18 protein-coding genes and 1 pseudogene are annotated in these 13616 nt (G+C 60.9%); 13 read left to right on the top strand and 6 right to left on the bottom strand.

The window, feature by feature from the left end; translation table 11 throughout:
• The 6 genes and pseudogenes from JKL45_RS19840 to vapC form a co-directional block, all read left to right on the top strand.
• A pseudogene (locus JKL45_RS19840) lies at positions 1–505 on the top strand (hypothetical protein); the annotation flags it as partial.
• Positions 506–778: 273 nt separating this feature from the next.
• The gene (locus JKL45_RS19845; RefSeq protein WP_201863314.1) at positions 779–1369 is read left to right on the top strand and encodes a nucleoside triphosphate pyrophosphohydrolase family protein; all 591 of its coding nucleotides are present in this window, start codon (positions 779–781) and stop codon (positions 1367–1369) included.
• A gap of 130 nt (positions 1370–1499) precedes the next feature.
• Positions 1500–2117: a hypothetical protein gene (locus JKL45_RS19850; protein ID WP_201863315.1), complete on the top strand. Its 618-nt coding sequence runs from the start codon at positions 1500–1502 to the stop codon at positions 2115–2117.
• A gap of 58 nt (positions 2118–2175) precedes the next feature.
• On the top strand, positions 2176–2505 hold the full coding sequence (locus tag JKL45_RS19855) for a hypothetical protein (RefSeq protein WP_201863316.1): 330 nt from the start codon (positions 2176–2178) through the stop codon (positions 2503–2505).
• Positions 2506–2624: 119 nt separating this feature from the next.
• Complete coding sequence (locus JKL45_RS19860; RefSeq protein ID WP_201863317.1) at positions 2625–2843, top strand: antitoxin; 219 nt, start codon at positions 2625–2627, stop codon at positions 2841–2843.
• Complete coding sequence (gene vapC, locus JKL45_RS19865; RefSeq protein WP_201863318.1) at positions 2843–3256, top strand: type II toxin-antitoxin system tRNA(fMet)-specific endonuclease VapC; 414 nt, start codon at positions 2843–2845, stop codon at positions 3254–3256. Before JKL45_RS19860 ends, vapC begins: the two co-directional genes overlap by 1 nt.
• A 64-nt stretch (positions 3257–3320) precedes the next feature.
• On the opposite strand, the gene JKL45_RS30840 is transcribed toward vapC, so the two are convergent.
• Entirely contained in the window at positions 3321–3698 is a 378-nt protein-coding gene (locus JKL45_RS30840; RefSeq protein ID WP_376771052.1) for an HNH endonuclease signature motif containing protein, read from the bottom strand.
• 11 nt (positions 3699–3709) lie between these two features.
• Positions 3710–4285, bottom strand: coding sequence for a hypothetical protein (locus JKL45_RS19875; RefSeq protein ID WP_201863320.1), 576 nt, complete (start codon positions 4283–4285; stop codon positions 3710–3712).
• A 296-nt stretch (positions 4286–4581) separates the two neighbouring features.
• Between JKL45_RS19875 and JKL45_RS19880 the strand changes: the two genes are divergently transcribed.
• Complete coding sequence (locus tag JKL45_RS19880) at positions 4582–5529, top strand: NAD(P)/FAD-dependent oxidoreductase (RefSeq protein ID WP_201863321.1); 948 nt, start codon at positions 4582–4584, stop codon at positions 5527–5529.
• A gap of 9 nt (positions 5530–5538) precedes the next feature.
• Here JKL45_RS19880 and JKL45_RS19885 read toward each other — a convergent pair whose 3' ends face one another.
• On the bottom strand, positions 5539–6558 hold the full coding sequence (locus JKL45_RS19885) for an alpha/beta hydrolase (protein ID WP_201863322.1): 1020 nt from the start codon (positions 6556–6558) through the stop codon (positions 5539–5541).
• 177 nt (positions 6559–6735) lie between these two features.
• On the opposite strand from JKL45_RS19885, the gene JKL45_RS19890 reads away from it, so the two are divergent.
• Both JKL45_RS19890 and JKL45_RS19895 read left to right on the top strand, forming a co-directional pair.
• Positions 6736–8067: a solute carrier family 23 protein gene (locus JKL45_RS19890; protein WP_201863323.1), complete on the top strand. Its 1332-nt coding sequence runs from the start codon at positions 6736–6738 to the stop codon at positions 8065–8067.
• 125 nt (positions 8068–8192) lie between these two features.
• Positions 8193–9053, top strand: a complete 861-nt coding sequence (locus tag JKL45_RS19895) for an SDR family oxidoreductase (RefSeq protein ID WP_201863324.1) — start codon at positions 8193–8195, stop codon at positions 9051–9053.
• A gap of 54 nt (positions 9054–9107) precedes the next feature.
• On the opposite strand, the gene JKL45_RS19900 is transcribed toward JKL45_RS19895, so the two are convergent.
• Positions 9108–9311 carry a hypothetical protein gene (locus JKL45_RS19900; RefSeq protein WP_201863325.1) on the bottom strand — a complete coding sequence of 68 codons (204 nt, stop codon included), beginning with the start codon at positions 9309–9311 and terminating at the stop codon, positions 9108–9110.
• Between the two features lie 197 nt (positions 9312–9508).
• Here JKL45_RS19900 and JKL45_RS19905 point away from each other — a divergent pair, with 197 nt between their 5' ends.
• On the top strand, positions 9509–9682 hold the full coding sequence (locus JKL45_RS19905) for a DUF1328 domain-containing protein (protein WP_009494036.1): 174 nt from the start codon (positions 9509–9511) through the stop codon (positions 9680–9682).
• Between the two features lie 70 nt (positions 9683–9752).
• Here JKL45_RS19905 and JKL45_RS19910 read toward each other — a convergent pair whose 3' ends face one another.
• Complete coding sequence (locus JKL45_RS19910) at positions 9753–10298, bottom strand: sigma-70 family RNA polymerase sigma factor (RefSeq protein ID WP_201863326.1); 546 nt, start codon at positions 10296–10298, stop codon at positions 9753–9755.
• Complete coding sequence (locus JKL45_RS19915; RefSeq protein ID WP_201863327.1) at positions 10295–10516, bottom strand: NepR family anti-sigma factor; 222 nt, start codon at positions 10514–10516, stop codon at positions 10295–10297. Before JKL45_RS19915 ends, JKL45_RS19910 begins: the two co-directional genes overlap by 4 nt.
• A gap of 183 nt (positions 10517–10699) precedes the next feature.
• Here JKL45_RS19915 and JKL45_RS19920 point away from each other — a divergent pair, with 183 nt between their 5' ends.
• The 3 genes from JKL45_RS19920 (at position 10700) to JKL45_RS19930 (ending at position 13434) form a co-directional block, all read left to right on the top strand.
• Positions 10700–11506: a response regulator gene (locus JKL45_RS19920; RefSeq protein ID WP_036347878.1), complete on the top strand. Its 807-nt coding sequence runs from the start codon at positions 10700–10702 to the stop codon at positions 11504–11506.
• A 305-nt stretch (positions 11507–11811) separates the two neighbouring features.
• Positions 11812–12330 (top strand): hypothetical protein, encoded by a 519-nt coding sequence (locus JKL45_RS19925; protein WP_201863328.1) that lies wholly within the window; start codon positions 11812–11814, stop codon positions 12328–12330.
• 357 nt (positions 12331–12687) lie between these two features.
• Positions 12688–13434, top strand: a complete 747-nt coding sequence (locus JKL45_RS19930) for a PRC-barrel domain-containing protein (RefSeq protein WP_201863329.1) — start codon at positions 12688–12690, stop codon at positions 13432–13434.
• Positions 13435–13616 lie beyond the last annotated feature (182 nt).

A 13616-nucleotide genomic window follows, 5' to 3' on the forward strand; every position in this document is an offset into this window, starting at 1 on the left:
CCCGCTTTCGACACGATCCCGCTGCCTACCTGGCGGCTCTCGAACAGCAGGCCTGCCAGCTAGCTTTGCCGTCCTAGAAAAAAAGACGCTCCGGGCGGTCGAGCAAGACCGGACAGATATAGCCCAGGAGCGCCGCCGCTTTCGGGTGTGGCAGCGTTTCATGGATGCCAGCCGCTTTGTGTTCCTGGAAGAGACGGGCACGGCCACCACCATGACCCGGCGCTACGGCAGGGCGCCGCGCAGGCAGCGGGTGGTCGATGCGGTGCCGCACGGACATTGGCTCATCACAACCTTTGTGGCGGGCCTGCGGGAGAGCGGGATCGTCGCTCCACTCGTCGTGGACGGGCCCATGCGGGGCGAGATCTTCAAGGCTTATGTGGAGCAGATGCTGGTGTTCCTGGTCTTGAGGCAGACCCAGAAAGAGTGGAAGATGCCGCCCCGGGAGTGGAGCATGGCGAAAGCCCAGTTTGCCATTCTCTTCGAAGGCCGTTTCAGGCTGAGATGATGAACCCGGCCCATACACGGAAATTCTGGCGGTCCCACGTTGCTTAGGAGCCGGCCGCTCGACGCTGTATCAAACTATAAGTTGGTGCTGACGTCCCGGATCAAGGCTGTCTCCGGTCCGGTTGACGAATAGCTCGCGGCTTTCCTTGGGCATGTCTCGAGACACACTGTGCTCCGCCGGTCACATGATCTGTCTCCTGAAAATCAGAACAAAGATCGAACTTGCGCGTTTATCAGCCTAAACGAGACCTGAGCCTTGTTTCCGAGGTGGCATATGAGTTCAAAGCGCAACCCTCTCGTCTTGCCTCCCTCGCTTCCAACTGCGGCCCGCAAGCTCTTCGAGCGGTTTCCCACGCCCGCTGGGGATGACGAGCACTCATACAGGCAGCATCTCGCCGATATGCTCGCAACCTTGAAGCCAAAGGATTCGATCGAGGCATTCTGGGCCAAGGACCTCGTCGATCAGACCTTAGAGATCGAGCGGCTAAGGCAGGTTGAGGCCGGACTTCTTGAGGCGCACGCTCGTAATGCGGACCGCACCCACGACGCAATCGAGAGGCAATTGGCAGAGGCATATGCCGGCCTTGCTATTTATAGCTGGGCTCAGGAGCGGGGGCTAGACCACCGGACGAATACTCCAGAGATCAGGGCACAATTTGCCAAGATCGTAGAGGAGTACCTTGCCACTGATCCTCAGAGCTCAGTCTCACAAAGTCGTCCAGCCGATCCGAATGACATCGCTCAGTCCTTTATCCACCACAGCGCCGAGCTTGATCGGATCGGGCGCACAATCGCGATCTTGGAAGCCCGACGCCGATCGGTTCTCCAGGAACTGGAGCAGTACCGCGCGGCCCGACGCGTTTGAGCCCGCAAGGCAGGGAGAAGCCGCGCCTCATCCATGGAACCTGCCGCGTCGTAATGACGGCAGATGGTACAGCACGAGAGCCTTCCCGATGACCCGCACCCGTTTGCGTACCAACCCTTGGCGGAGATCCGTGGCATCTGCAGCAGGCTTGACGCTCGCCCAGGGCGAGGATCACAAGGCTTATCAGGCGCTTCACCAAGCGATCACTGCCGATACCAGGCCATGTGATGCCATCGAGACTTCGTTCGTTCAAACCATCATCGATGAGATCTGGAAGATCCAACGTTGCCGGATGATCGAGGCGTGCCTGTTGGCGGGTCCCAAACAGGAAGATGCGAGCCAAACCGCGACAGCCATGCTGACGTCTATCCGCCAACCCGCCGGGCTACCCGAAGGCCAGGGCACAGCACCGCGCCGTAGCAAGCCAATATCGGCATCCGAGGCAGATCGCGCTGCAGCACGGACGACGCTTCTCGCTTCCTATCAGAAGCACGGCGCGTCCCTGGAACAGATTGTTCGCCAGCGAACCCGCGCCGAGGCTCTGCGCGACGCAGCAATCCGAGATCTTGAATGGTACCGGAACTCAACCCTGCACCATGCGGAGGAGGAGATTGAGGACGCCGAGTTTACTGAGGTTACAGTCGATGGGATCAATCCGGAAACAAGAGGCCAACCGGCGCAACGCCCAGAACAGCACCGGTCCCCGCAGTCCAACCGGGCGCGCTCGCGCAAGCCGCAACGCCCTTAAGCATGGACTCGCGGCCGCAGGCCGGGACCCTACCCATGCCAGCATCGTCGGAGAGCTCGTGCAGGATCTGCTCGGCGAGTTGGAGACAACCCAAGAGCAGTCGCCGGAACTTCTCCCGATTATCGAAGCAGAAATCGACCTGTTGCGTGCGCGTTCCATCCGGGCAAGCCTGCTGCAGGATCTTGTGAACCAGATGAAGGAGGACGCTCCCGATGGGTGCGTGGCGGCCTTGCTGGACCAATTGAACCGTGCCGATCGCTACGAGCGCCGCGCCCTCTCACGCCGCAAGTTCGCGGTGCGTGATCTGACTAGGTCTTTGAGTGAGCCGTCGGTGTCCTCCTCCGCTGCCGCCGAAGGCAGGCGGCTCCTGAGCCGGAGTCCGGCCTGAGGCATTGCCGAACCCGCCCCGGCGCCCCGTGGATCGAGAGCATGCATTGACCAGCACCAGGCGCATCTTGAACTGCACTGAAAGAGGTATATACTTATGTGTATATACGGGGGGTCAAGATGGCCACTGCAAAGGTTTTCCAGTCCGGCAACAGTCAAGCTGTTAGATTACCAAAGCAGTTTCGGCTGACCAGTGATGAGGTCGAGATCTATTGGCGGGGCGACGAAATCGTCCTGCGGGAGAAACCCAGAACTCTGGCCCGCGCGTTCGAATTGCTGTGTGATCTTCCGGACGTCGAGCGTGAGGATGGTCCGCCGCAGGAGCGCGAGGGGCTCTGATGGCTCGACCCCGTTATCTTCTCGACACCAACATCTGCATCTACATTCGCCGGGAGCGGCCGCAAGCTGTCATGGAGCGCTTTAAGATACTGCCTCCCGGCTCGACGGCGATCTCCGTCATTACCTTCGGTGAACTGGCCTATGGGGTTCGGAAAAGCCCAGATCCCCACAAGGCCATGATGATCTTGGAAGAGCTGATAGCCCTGATCCCGGTCCTGCCGATGGCCGCTGATGCGGCCGAGACCTATGGGACCATCCGATCCGATCTGGCTGGTCGCGGCGAATTGATCGGCAACAACGATCTCTGGATCGCCGCCCATGCCAAGAGCCTCGAGATGATCTTGGTTACCAACAATGAGAAGGAGTTTCAGCGGGTGGATGGCCTCACAATCGAAAACTGGGCTAAGGGATAATCGTCTGGGATTGCCGCTGCGCTCGTGGGATTGCGGCAGGCGAACCTGTTGATGAGACGGAGCGTTATCGCCGTGGCACGATGGTACCGTCTATCTTCTTCTTCCAACGGCTCTGTCTTCCGCAGGGGAGGGGGCGTTTGGTCTTTGCAGCGCCCAGATGCTGGATCTTCTGCCGTTTGGCTTTGGCAGCACGATGATGATCGTTGCGCGTCTTGGCCGCTGCACACGACTCGTGCGCAGGGCCCATGTTGTCGGGCTCGTCCGCGCCTCCCAGTTCCAGCGCCCGAATGTGCTCGATGATCCAGCGCTCGCGAACACCATCAATGCGTCGCTCGCAGAGCACACAGATCCCTTTGGCCCTTTCCCAAATGGCAAGCCGCACTCGTGGCGAGAGCCGAGACCTTTGGGTCGTCCCGAGTTCTGATGGTTCAACAAGAGGCATCCCCACAATCCTCAGTCGTTGACGGCATCAGGAGGGGCTTTGTCCGCTGCCAGGGCCGGTGCGCTGTCCTTCTGCTCTTCGGCCAGTGAGCTGGTGCTGCCATCGACCTCATACGGAACGAGCCGAACCCGCAGCCCGACTGAGGCGACGGTGAGCCCTGGGAAGGCATGAGGCGCGGACAGCAACGCGGCATCGAGGGTCTGGCTTGCAGAGGGGCCATCGCACTCTTGACGAGCCTGACCGGTTTCGCCGTCCTGGTCCCTGCCCGGTGGGGCCGAAGGCAGCTCCCGAGACGGCCAAGCGTCCACAAGGTCAAGCACGCGGTCTGCACGACGGACGAGATCAGCCGTCGTTCTGGGATCCAATCCGAAGCGCTGGGTGAGCGGATCCTGCAGCAACAGCGCAAGGTCCCGGATCAGGCGGATCAGGAGATCGCAATCGCGGCATGTGCGCAGAGCCGCGTCTTCGGCGGCGTTGCTGTCACGGGCAATTAGAGCCTCAACAACGGCGCGAGCCGAGCGGATGGCATACCGAAGTTCAGTATGTAGATGTAAGGGATGAGTGGATGGACCTCGACCATCATTCATGCTGGAACCTCCCAAACAGATAATTAACGATATAACGTTAATTGACGTTACGTCAACTGCCGGTCGGGTGAAAGGTTCCGTTGAGCCGATGGAGGCTCCTGCCTTCTTGCCTCTGAGTGCCTGATCTCGTTGTTGTGCGTTGAGAGATCGTAAACCGGTTTTGGCAGAACGAAGCCAAATGCACCTGCCGTGGTCACTCTGTGATTCGACATGCTGCAATGCCTGAACCCAGCTGATCTTTTCTTCGGCTTACGTGTTGTGCCTCCGGTGGCACCAGCAGGAAGATCGGAGAGGGAATGGCGGCTAACGGGGATATTTTGGATTGTCTGATCGTCGGCGGCGGGCCGGCGGGGCTGACGACGGCGTTGTATCTGGCTCGTTTCAAGCGCCGCTTCACAGTGGTGGACAGCGGGACGCCCCGGGCGGCTTGGATCCCGACGAGCCACAACATTCCCGTTTTCGCTGAGGGGATCTCCGGCAGGGATATCCTCGCCCGAGCCCAGGCCAATCTCGAGCAGTATGGAGCCAGAATCCAGGCGGGGCGTGTCACAGGCTTAAGCAAGCAGCCCGACCGTTTCATTGCCGTGGTGGAGGGCAATGACGGCTCCACGGCCCAGGTCGCCGCGCGCCGGGTGGTGCTCGCCACGGGAGCGGTCGATATCGAGCCCGACCTGCCGGACGTGCCCAATGCCGTCCAGCGCGGCCTCGTCCGCTACTGCCCAATCTGCGACGGCTACGAATCCCGCGACCGGAAGATCGCCGTCATCGCCTATGGGGCTCATGGCATCGGGGAGGCGGTCTTCATCGCCCGCACCTATTCCCAGGATGTGACCTTGCTGACGTTGGGTCAGAACCTGGAACTCGACCCTGAGCAGCAGGGGAGGCTCGAAGAGCACGGGATCAAGGTGGTCGAGGCTCCGGTCGAGTCTCTTGCCCTAGAGAACGACCGGATCTCCGCCGTGAATGTCGCCGGCAAGGAGCATCGCTTCGACGTGCTTTATTCGGCACTCGGGCTCAAGTATCGCTCAGATCTCGCCATCGCCTTAGGCGCCGAGCACGACCCGACGGGCAGCCTGATCGTCGACAGCCATTGCCAGACCACGGTCAAAGGCCTCTATGCGGCCGGTGACATTGTGCGGGGGCTCGACCAGATCGTGGTTGGCATGAGCCATGCGGCGGTGGCGGCCACCCACGTTCACAACCATTGCGAACTGCCCACCGAGGACGAGCCCGGCGGCGCGTAAGCCCCGCCCTTAAGTCAGCGCCTTCGCCAGAAGCGGCAGGCTGATGTCCATCCGGTAATCGACAGAGGAATGGTCGTCGTGGAATTCCTCGTAGGTGTGGGTGATGCCTGCGGCCTCAAGTTTCCGCCGCATGATCCGTGAACCATAGACCATGTTGTATTGGTCGATGTCGCCGCAATCGATGTAGAAGGCCTTGAGTCCGCGCAGGTTCGCCTGGTGCTTCGCGTCGTCCACCATGCGCAGCGGGTCCCAGCGCAGCCAATTGGCCCAGCGCTCCTCGATGATCTCGCAGGTCTCAAGATCGACCGGCAGGCGGATGCCGTAGAACTGGCTCGGGTCGGGGTCGAAGCTCGCCGCCTGGGCGAGCAGCATCAGGGTGTGCCAGTCCTTGTCCTTTGCCTTGGGTCCGGCCTCGAACTTGTGCATGAAGGCCTCGATGGACATGCCGTGATCGACCAGATGGCGGAGCGCTCCGGCGAATTCACCCAGGTGATAGAGGTATTCGAATCCCACATCGCCTGAATGCGAGGCCGCGGCTGACCAGACGGAGCCGCCATGGCGAAGCGCATGCACCATGCTGCCGTACCCGCCCGAACTCTTGCCGAACACGCCCCGATGTCCGTTGCCGCCGCAGCTGAAGCGCTCCTCGACGAGGGGCAGCATCTCGCGGATCAGGAAAGTCTCCCAGAGGCCCATGGCGGAGCTGTCGACATATTGGTTGCCGCCAAGGCGCGTGAAGCAGTCGGGGAAGGCCACTACGACCGGCGGCATGGCGCCGGTGCCGATCAGCCGGTCCAGGCGCTCGGGCACGCTCTCGCCGTAGTTCTTCCAGTTGGTGTGGGCGGGGCCGCCAGCCGTATAGCCGACGAGATCGACGAGGAGCGGCAGGTCCCGGCCATCGTGGCCCGCAGGGACATAGACGTCTATCCGGCGCCGGGAGGGATCACCGAGCAGGTTACCTTTAAGGCAATCGCTCTCGATCCAGAGGCTGTGCACCGTGCCTGTGGGTAAGTCATGGTCCCTGCGCATCGTGATCCCTCGCGAGGTTTATTGTCCGAGATTTGCCGTTCAAAACGGCACTTGTCCAGAATCTGGGTCATCGCGCCGGTTAATAAGTCCTTATCGCACCTAGCCATTCCACAGGCGCTAAGTCTACGGTGCAGCCCCAGGTAACAGAGTGAAGACGTCATACTTGGGGGTGTAATCATGACCGACAGTTTCCTGCCGCGATGGAGCTTGAAGACCGAAGGGGTCATCATGCCGGACGAGCGGCTGCCGACCGGCCAGATGGTGGTCGTCGGCCTGCAGCACGTGGTGGCGATGTTCGGCGCAACCGTGCTGGCACCGATCCTGATGGGCTTCGATCCAAACGTCTCAATCCTGTTCTCCGGCATTGCGACGCTGATCTTCTTCGTCGTGGTCGGTGGCCGCGTGCCGAGCTATCTCGGCTCTAGCTTCGCCTTCATCGGTCCCGTCCTCGTCGCGACCGGCGCGAGCGTGGGCAGCCCCAATCCCAACATTCCCCTGGCGCTCGGCGGCATCATCGCGGCCGGTGCGCTCTATTTCCTCATCGGCCTCGTGGTGCAAATGGCGGGACACCGCTGGATCGAGCGCCTCATGCCGCCGGTGGTGACGGGTGCCATCGTGGCCGCCATCGGTCTCGTGCTTGCGCCGATTGCGATCAACAGCGCCTCTGGGGTTACGCCCGACAACCAGAACGGCAGCGACTTCGCCCGCTGGATCGCGCTTGCCACCGTGGTGGCGGTTGGTCTCGTGGCGGTCTATGCCCCCGGGATGTGGCGCCGCCTGCCGGTGCTGGTCGGCGGAGTGCTCGGCTACCTGATCTACTTCATCTGCGCGAACCTGCTGGGCCTCGGCCAGCCGATCGACTTTGCGAAGATCGGGGCGGCGGCTTGGTTCGGCCTGCCATCCTTCCAGAGCCCCGTCTTCGACGTGCGCGCTATCAGCCTGATCGCCCCAGTGGCGGTGATCCTGGTTGCCGAGAACCTCGGACACATCAAGGCTATCGGGGCGATGACGGGTCGCAACCTTGATCCCTATCTCGGCCGCGCCTTCATGGGCGACGGCATTGCCACCATGCTGTCAGGGGCTTCCGGCGGCACGGGCATGACCACCTATGCCGAGAACATGGGCGTGATGGCCGTGACCCGGATCTATTCCACGCTGGTCTTCCTCATCGCCGCGGCCTTCGCGCTGCTGCTCGGCCTTTCCCCTAAGTTCGGCGCCTTTATCGGCACGATCCCCGGGCCTGTGCTCGGCGGCCTCTCCATTGTGGTCTTCGGCCTCATCGCCGCGACCGCCGGGCGGATCTGGGTGGAGAACCGGGTCGACTTCTCGAACCCGCGCAACCTGATCACGGTGGCGGTGGCGTTGGTCCTGGGCGCCGGCAACTTCAAGCTGAACGTGGCTGGCTTCACCCTGGACGGCATCGGGACGGCGACCTTCGGGGCCATCATCCTCTACCATCTCCTGAACATGACATCGAGCACGGCAGAACGCACCGAGACCGTGCACTAGCCAGCAATCCCAGGAACACGCTTTTAAAGCCCGCGTTGAGCTTCAACGCGGGCTTCCTCATTTAGTCCGGCCTGTTCCATGATGGCCGGCGGCGGCTCGCATTCTTTCCGCACTAGGGATGTCACATGAGCTCCGACCAGAAACAGACCCTGCCGCCTCAGGTACAGGACCAGCAGCCCGGCCACGAGACCGAGATGAACCCGCGGCCCGACTACGAGCCGCGCTATCCGGGCAGCAACCGGCTGCAGGGCAAGGTTGCCCTCATTACCGGCGGCGACAGCGGCATCGGGCGCGCGACGGCCGTTCTGTTTGCCCGCGAGGGCGCCGATCTCGCGATCATGTACCTGAACGAGAACGAGGATGCGCAGGAGACGAAGCGCCTTGTGGAGCGGGAAGGGCGCTCGTGCCTGACCATCGCGGGTGATGTGGGCGATCCCGGCTTCTGCCGCTCGGCGGTGGATCAGGTAATCAAGCGCTTCGGCAAGCTCGATGTGCTGGTCAACAACGCCGCAGAGCAGCACCCGAAGAAGGAGATCGAGGAGATCACGCCCGATCAGATCGACCGCACCTTCCGCACCAATATCTTCGGCTATTTCTACATGGTTCAAGCGGCGATGCCACATCTCAAGAAGGGAACCGCCATCATCAACACCACGTCGGTGACGGCCTATCGCGGCAGCGGCGACCTCCTCGACTACAGCGCCACCAAAGGCGCGATTGTCGCTTTCACGCGTTCACTGGCACAGAAGCTCGCCGGGGAGGGGATTCGCGTGAACGGCGTGGCGCCGGGCCCGATCTGGACGCCGCTGATCCCCTCGACATTCCCGGCCGAGAAGGTGAAGCAGTTCGGCGCCAATACGCCCATGAAGCGCCCTGGCCAGCCGAATGAGGTGGCGCCGTCCTACCTGTTCCTGGCGTCCGAGGATTCTTCCTACATCACTGGCTCGGTCCTGCACCCGAATGGCGGCGATCCCACAGAGGCCTGAAACAAGAAGGGCGGCTCTTTCGAGCCGCCCAATTCTGTGGCGCTGTGGGAGAGGTCAGCGTCTGCGGCGCACGCGCACCGGAACCGGGCTATGCGAAGGCGTCATGAGCACGAAGAGCAACATGATGGCCGAGAGGGAGCCACCAATCAGAAACAGAACTTCCGCGATCTCGACATGAGAAGCCACGCCGGTGATCGCTGCAAAGACAGCAACAACTGCAAAGATGAAAAGTGCACGAAGGGCAACAGGACGATTCATTGGTCATCTCTCCCAAGTGTTTTTAAAAACGTGTGGCGGGAAGCCGAGTTCCATACGAATAAAAGCCTGGAGGATTACTTTTGAACGACTGATGAACGGGTTTGATAAGTCGCTTACGGTGGAACCTTACAGTCGCGCTTGGCGTTATTTGAACATCGTCGGCTTACAGTCGATTGTCATCTTAGTGAGGTAACACCATGCTCGGTTGGGCAGTCACTTTTCTCATCATCGCTCTCGTCGCAGCTCTGTTCGGCTTCGGGGGCATCGCCGGCACCGCAGTGGAAATCGCGAAGCTGATCTTCTTCGTTGCCATCGTGCTGTTCGCGATCTCGGCCGTCATCGGTCTGCTGCGTGGGCGCAGCCCTATGTGATGCCGCTACGGCATAATTGACGTCGAACGCCGCCTTCAAAGGCGGCGTTTGTCATTGGGGTCTATCTGGATCAGCCCTGCAGGGCTGCCCGGGTCATGCTGTCGGGGCCAAGATCGTCGATGTCAGTGACATTCAACACTGAGGCGAGCCGCAGGCGCGCCCGGTTGACGCGGCTCTTGACGGTACCGATGGCGCAGCCGCAGATGTTCGCGGCTTCCTCATAGGAAAAGCCCGATGCTCCCACCAGCAGCAGGGCCTCGCGCTGGTCGGAGGGAAGCTGGGCGAGGGCGCTGCGGAAATCCTCGAAATCAAGGTGAGAGCCTTGCTCGGGTTGAACCTTCAGCCGTCCGGCATAGGAGCCGTCAGGGTCCTCGACCTCACGTCGGCGTTTTCTGTATTCGGAGTGGAAGAGATTGCGCAGGATGGTGAAGAGCCACGCGTTCAAGTTCGTGCCGGGCTCGAACCGATGCAGGTTGGAGAGGGCTCGCAGGAGCGTGTCCTGAACAAGGTCATCGGCCCTGTCGACTTGACCCGAAAGTGAGATGGCGAAGGCGCGGAGGCTGGGGACCGCCGCGAGAAGAGCCTCCCGTAATTCGGGTTCAGGCTCTGAGGTCATTGAGACCTGTCCTTTTGTCCGTTCTTGTCCAGCTGGTCGAGCAGGTCTCTGAAACGGTCGGGCACAGGCTGCTGCATGAGTTCGTCGTACATGGCGCGGAGCTGGTCGCCGATGCGCTTCTGGCTGCCGCTGTCGAGTTTAGGATCGGTTGCAAGCGTTCCATCTGGGCCGTTTTCGAGACCGGCCCGAGCAAGCTTGTTCCCCTTATCAACCGTCATATTCGTCCCCTTGCCACCCCTCGTTTATCCGGGGTAGCCAACCTTGGCAGTATCCATATATTCGTTTTCGAGCAATAACGCTCATTGCTGCACCCGGTTCCATTCGACGGAACTTTTGCAGCTTTGCCGCGTTGAACGAACCATCGGTACAACGAGTCAAAAGCACAGTTTAAGGGGAAGCGAATGTCGACAGCCCAGCTTGTCGTCCAGCACTTACCATACCTTCGTCGCTACGCGCGCGCACTCACAGGCAGTCAGATGGCCGGTGATGCCTATGTGGCTGCCACCCTCGAGACGCTTGTGAGCGAGCCTGAGACCATCGGCCCTTCCGGAAACGTGAAGGTCGAGCTCTTCCAGGTGTTCACCCGGATCTGGAACTCCCTGTCGGTGAACGGTCGGAGCGAGCAGATTCAGCGCGACCTGCCGGCTGAGGTCCGCCTCGGGCAGATCACACCGCTTCCCCGTCAGGCTTTTCTTCTCTCCTGCCTCGAAGGCTTTGGAGAAGAGGAAGTCGGCCAGATCCTCGATGTCGACACGCGAACCGTGCGCGACCTCGTCGACGAAGCGGGCCGTGAGCTTGCGGCCGATATGGCGACCGACATCCTCATCATCGAGGACGAGCCGCTGATCGCTATGGATCTTGAGGCTCTTGTCGAAGGCTTGGGCCACAACGTCACTGGCGTCGCCCGCACGCGGACGGAAGCCGTCAAGCTGGCTGCCGCCAAGCAGCCCGGCCTGATCCTAGCCGACATTCAGCTGGCAGACGGAAGCTCCGGCCTCGACGCGGTGAACGACCTCCTCAAGTCCTTCGAGGTCCCGGTCATCTTCATCACGGCCTATCCGGAGCGGTTCCTCACGGGCGAACGCCCTGAGCCGGCGTTCCTGATTGCCAAGCCGTTCCAGCCGGCGAACGTATCCGCCGTCATCAGCCAAGCCCTGTTCTTCCAGCAGAGCGCCCGCAGGCGCGAGGCGCGCGCTGCGACGGCATAAGACCAAACGGATACCAACCTGAATAGTAATAGCCCGGCTTAAAGGCCGGGCTATTCTTTTGTGCTGATGTATTGGACGCAAAAAAAGACGGGCTCTAAAGCCCGTCTAAGGTGCCGGCCAATGCACAAGGGGAATGCGGGGAGGACCAGGAGGCCGGTACCTTAAGAACGTCCTATCGAAAACAAAGGTTCCAGGCTTTTTATCCCTCTTTTTATTCTCCTCTCCTACGGAAGGATGCAGGAACATCAAAGATACGGTCGCGTTGAATTTTTGAAGCGTCGAGGTTTGAAGAGCAGGAGAGAGGGATGTTCCGTATCCCTGTAGCACTGGTAGGACTGGCTGGAATTTTCTTCGTTGCAGGAAGCTTCGTTCCTGCTTCCTATCAGGCGCAATCCGAAGTTCTGGCCGATGCTGCGCTGCCCCAGGGCATGAACGCATCAACCAAGGGTGATCGTATGATTGCCCCGGTTCCGAGCACAAATCCCGCAACCGTGTCGATCGTTGAGCTCGTCGGCGTCACCCAGGCAACGGTGATCCTTCGCGACCGGGACGGGAAGGTGCTCTATAAGTCCGATCCTCATTCCGGCACGACCACCTACGCCCGCGATACGGACCTGCCTGTGGTCACTCTCAAGGAAAACGTCCGGGCTCCCGCTGCCCAGCATCCGGTCAGCCAGCGGGAGGGCATCGAAGTTCCCCGTGAGCAGAAGCCGAAAGCCCGCAAGCCGGTCGGCTGCCTCGGCGATGTCAGTCCCCTGGCAAAGGCCAGCGCCGACCGGATGCCGAGCCTCTGCTTGGTGTCGCTGCAGCAGTCGCTCTCCTGACAAGCGCGGAAGAGTGAAGCGCCCTTACAAGACGCAGCCTTCCGCATCATGAGACAGGCGCCACATAAGGCAATGGATCCTCATGGCAGGTCTTGGCTGTATAGCCGAGGAACCAAATGTCTCCGCGGTGGTTCCCACTATTAGGCTTGGTGCTGCTGCTTCCCCCAAGAGGCGGCAAAGAAGATTTGTTATTATAACAAATATTAACAAGTATTCACATTAAGCTGTAATGTTGAACGGGCCGTTCACATTGCCTTGAATAAGACAATGTTCGGAACGGTTGCTCATGCCGGGCGTTTAACCCTCGCGCACTTTGGCGCTTAACGCGATTTAATGTACTCTCAGGAGAAATAAGCAATGCTGAAGAAGCATATGGCAGCTTGCCTTGTAGTGACGGCTTTCGCGGCTGCGCCCGCCTTTGCACAGACCTCCACCACTCCCTCGGCCCCGACTGACCGTCCGGCTGCATCCGGCACCGGCACCACGTCGACCGGCTCGCCGGCCATGCAGCCCGGTGCCTCGGGTTCGTCGTCGACGATGAGCCAGTCCTCATCGACCATGAGCCAGAGCGGCGGCATGCAGGGTCAATTCATGACCAAGATGGAGTCCAATCATGTCATGGCGTCCGATCTGATCGGCACCAAGGTGGTCGGCTCCAATAACGAATCGATCGGCGACATCAACGACGTCATTATGGACCGCAACGGCCAGATCATGGCGGCCGTGGTTGGCGTCGGCGGCTTCCTCGGCATCGGCGAGAAGGATGTAGCCGTTCCGTTCAACGCCCTCGAGTTCCAGAGCGCCCAGCAGGCTCAGGCCGCGAACAGCAGCGCTGGTGGCAACAACAACAGCGTCGCGACGACAGGCTCGACCACGACGGGCAACACCACTGCGACCGGCGCCGGTACGGCTGGATCCGGCACAGCTGCTTCGACCAACATGACGGCCAGCAACGCCTCGAGCAACCAGAACCAGCCTGAGCGTGTGGTTCTGCGCATGACGAAGGATCAGCTGCAGGCCGCTCCTGCCTTTGATGAGGATGGCAATAACTCGACCACCGGTTCTGCCGGCCAGTCGGGAACCACGACGGCACCTAAGCAGTAATCTGCTGCTTGGCTGAAGACCGAAACGGCGTCTGGGGAAACCCAGGCGCCGCTTTCATGTCTGTGACTGCCAAGCGCTAGGGCAAAATAAAAGGCGCAGCCATAAAGCTGCGCCTTAAAGGTGCCAGTCCAAGGGGGCATTCGGACCGGTTACCAGCATAACGGCCCCGGTCTTATCCAGTT

Source organism: Microvirga soli (assembly GCF_016734765.1).
Classification (GTDB): Bacteria; Pseudomonadota; Alphaproteobacteria; order Rhizobiales; family Beijerinckiaceae; genus Microvirga; species Microvirga soli.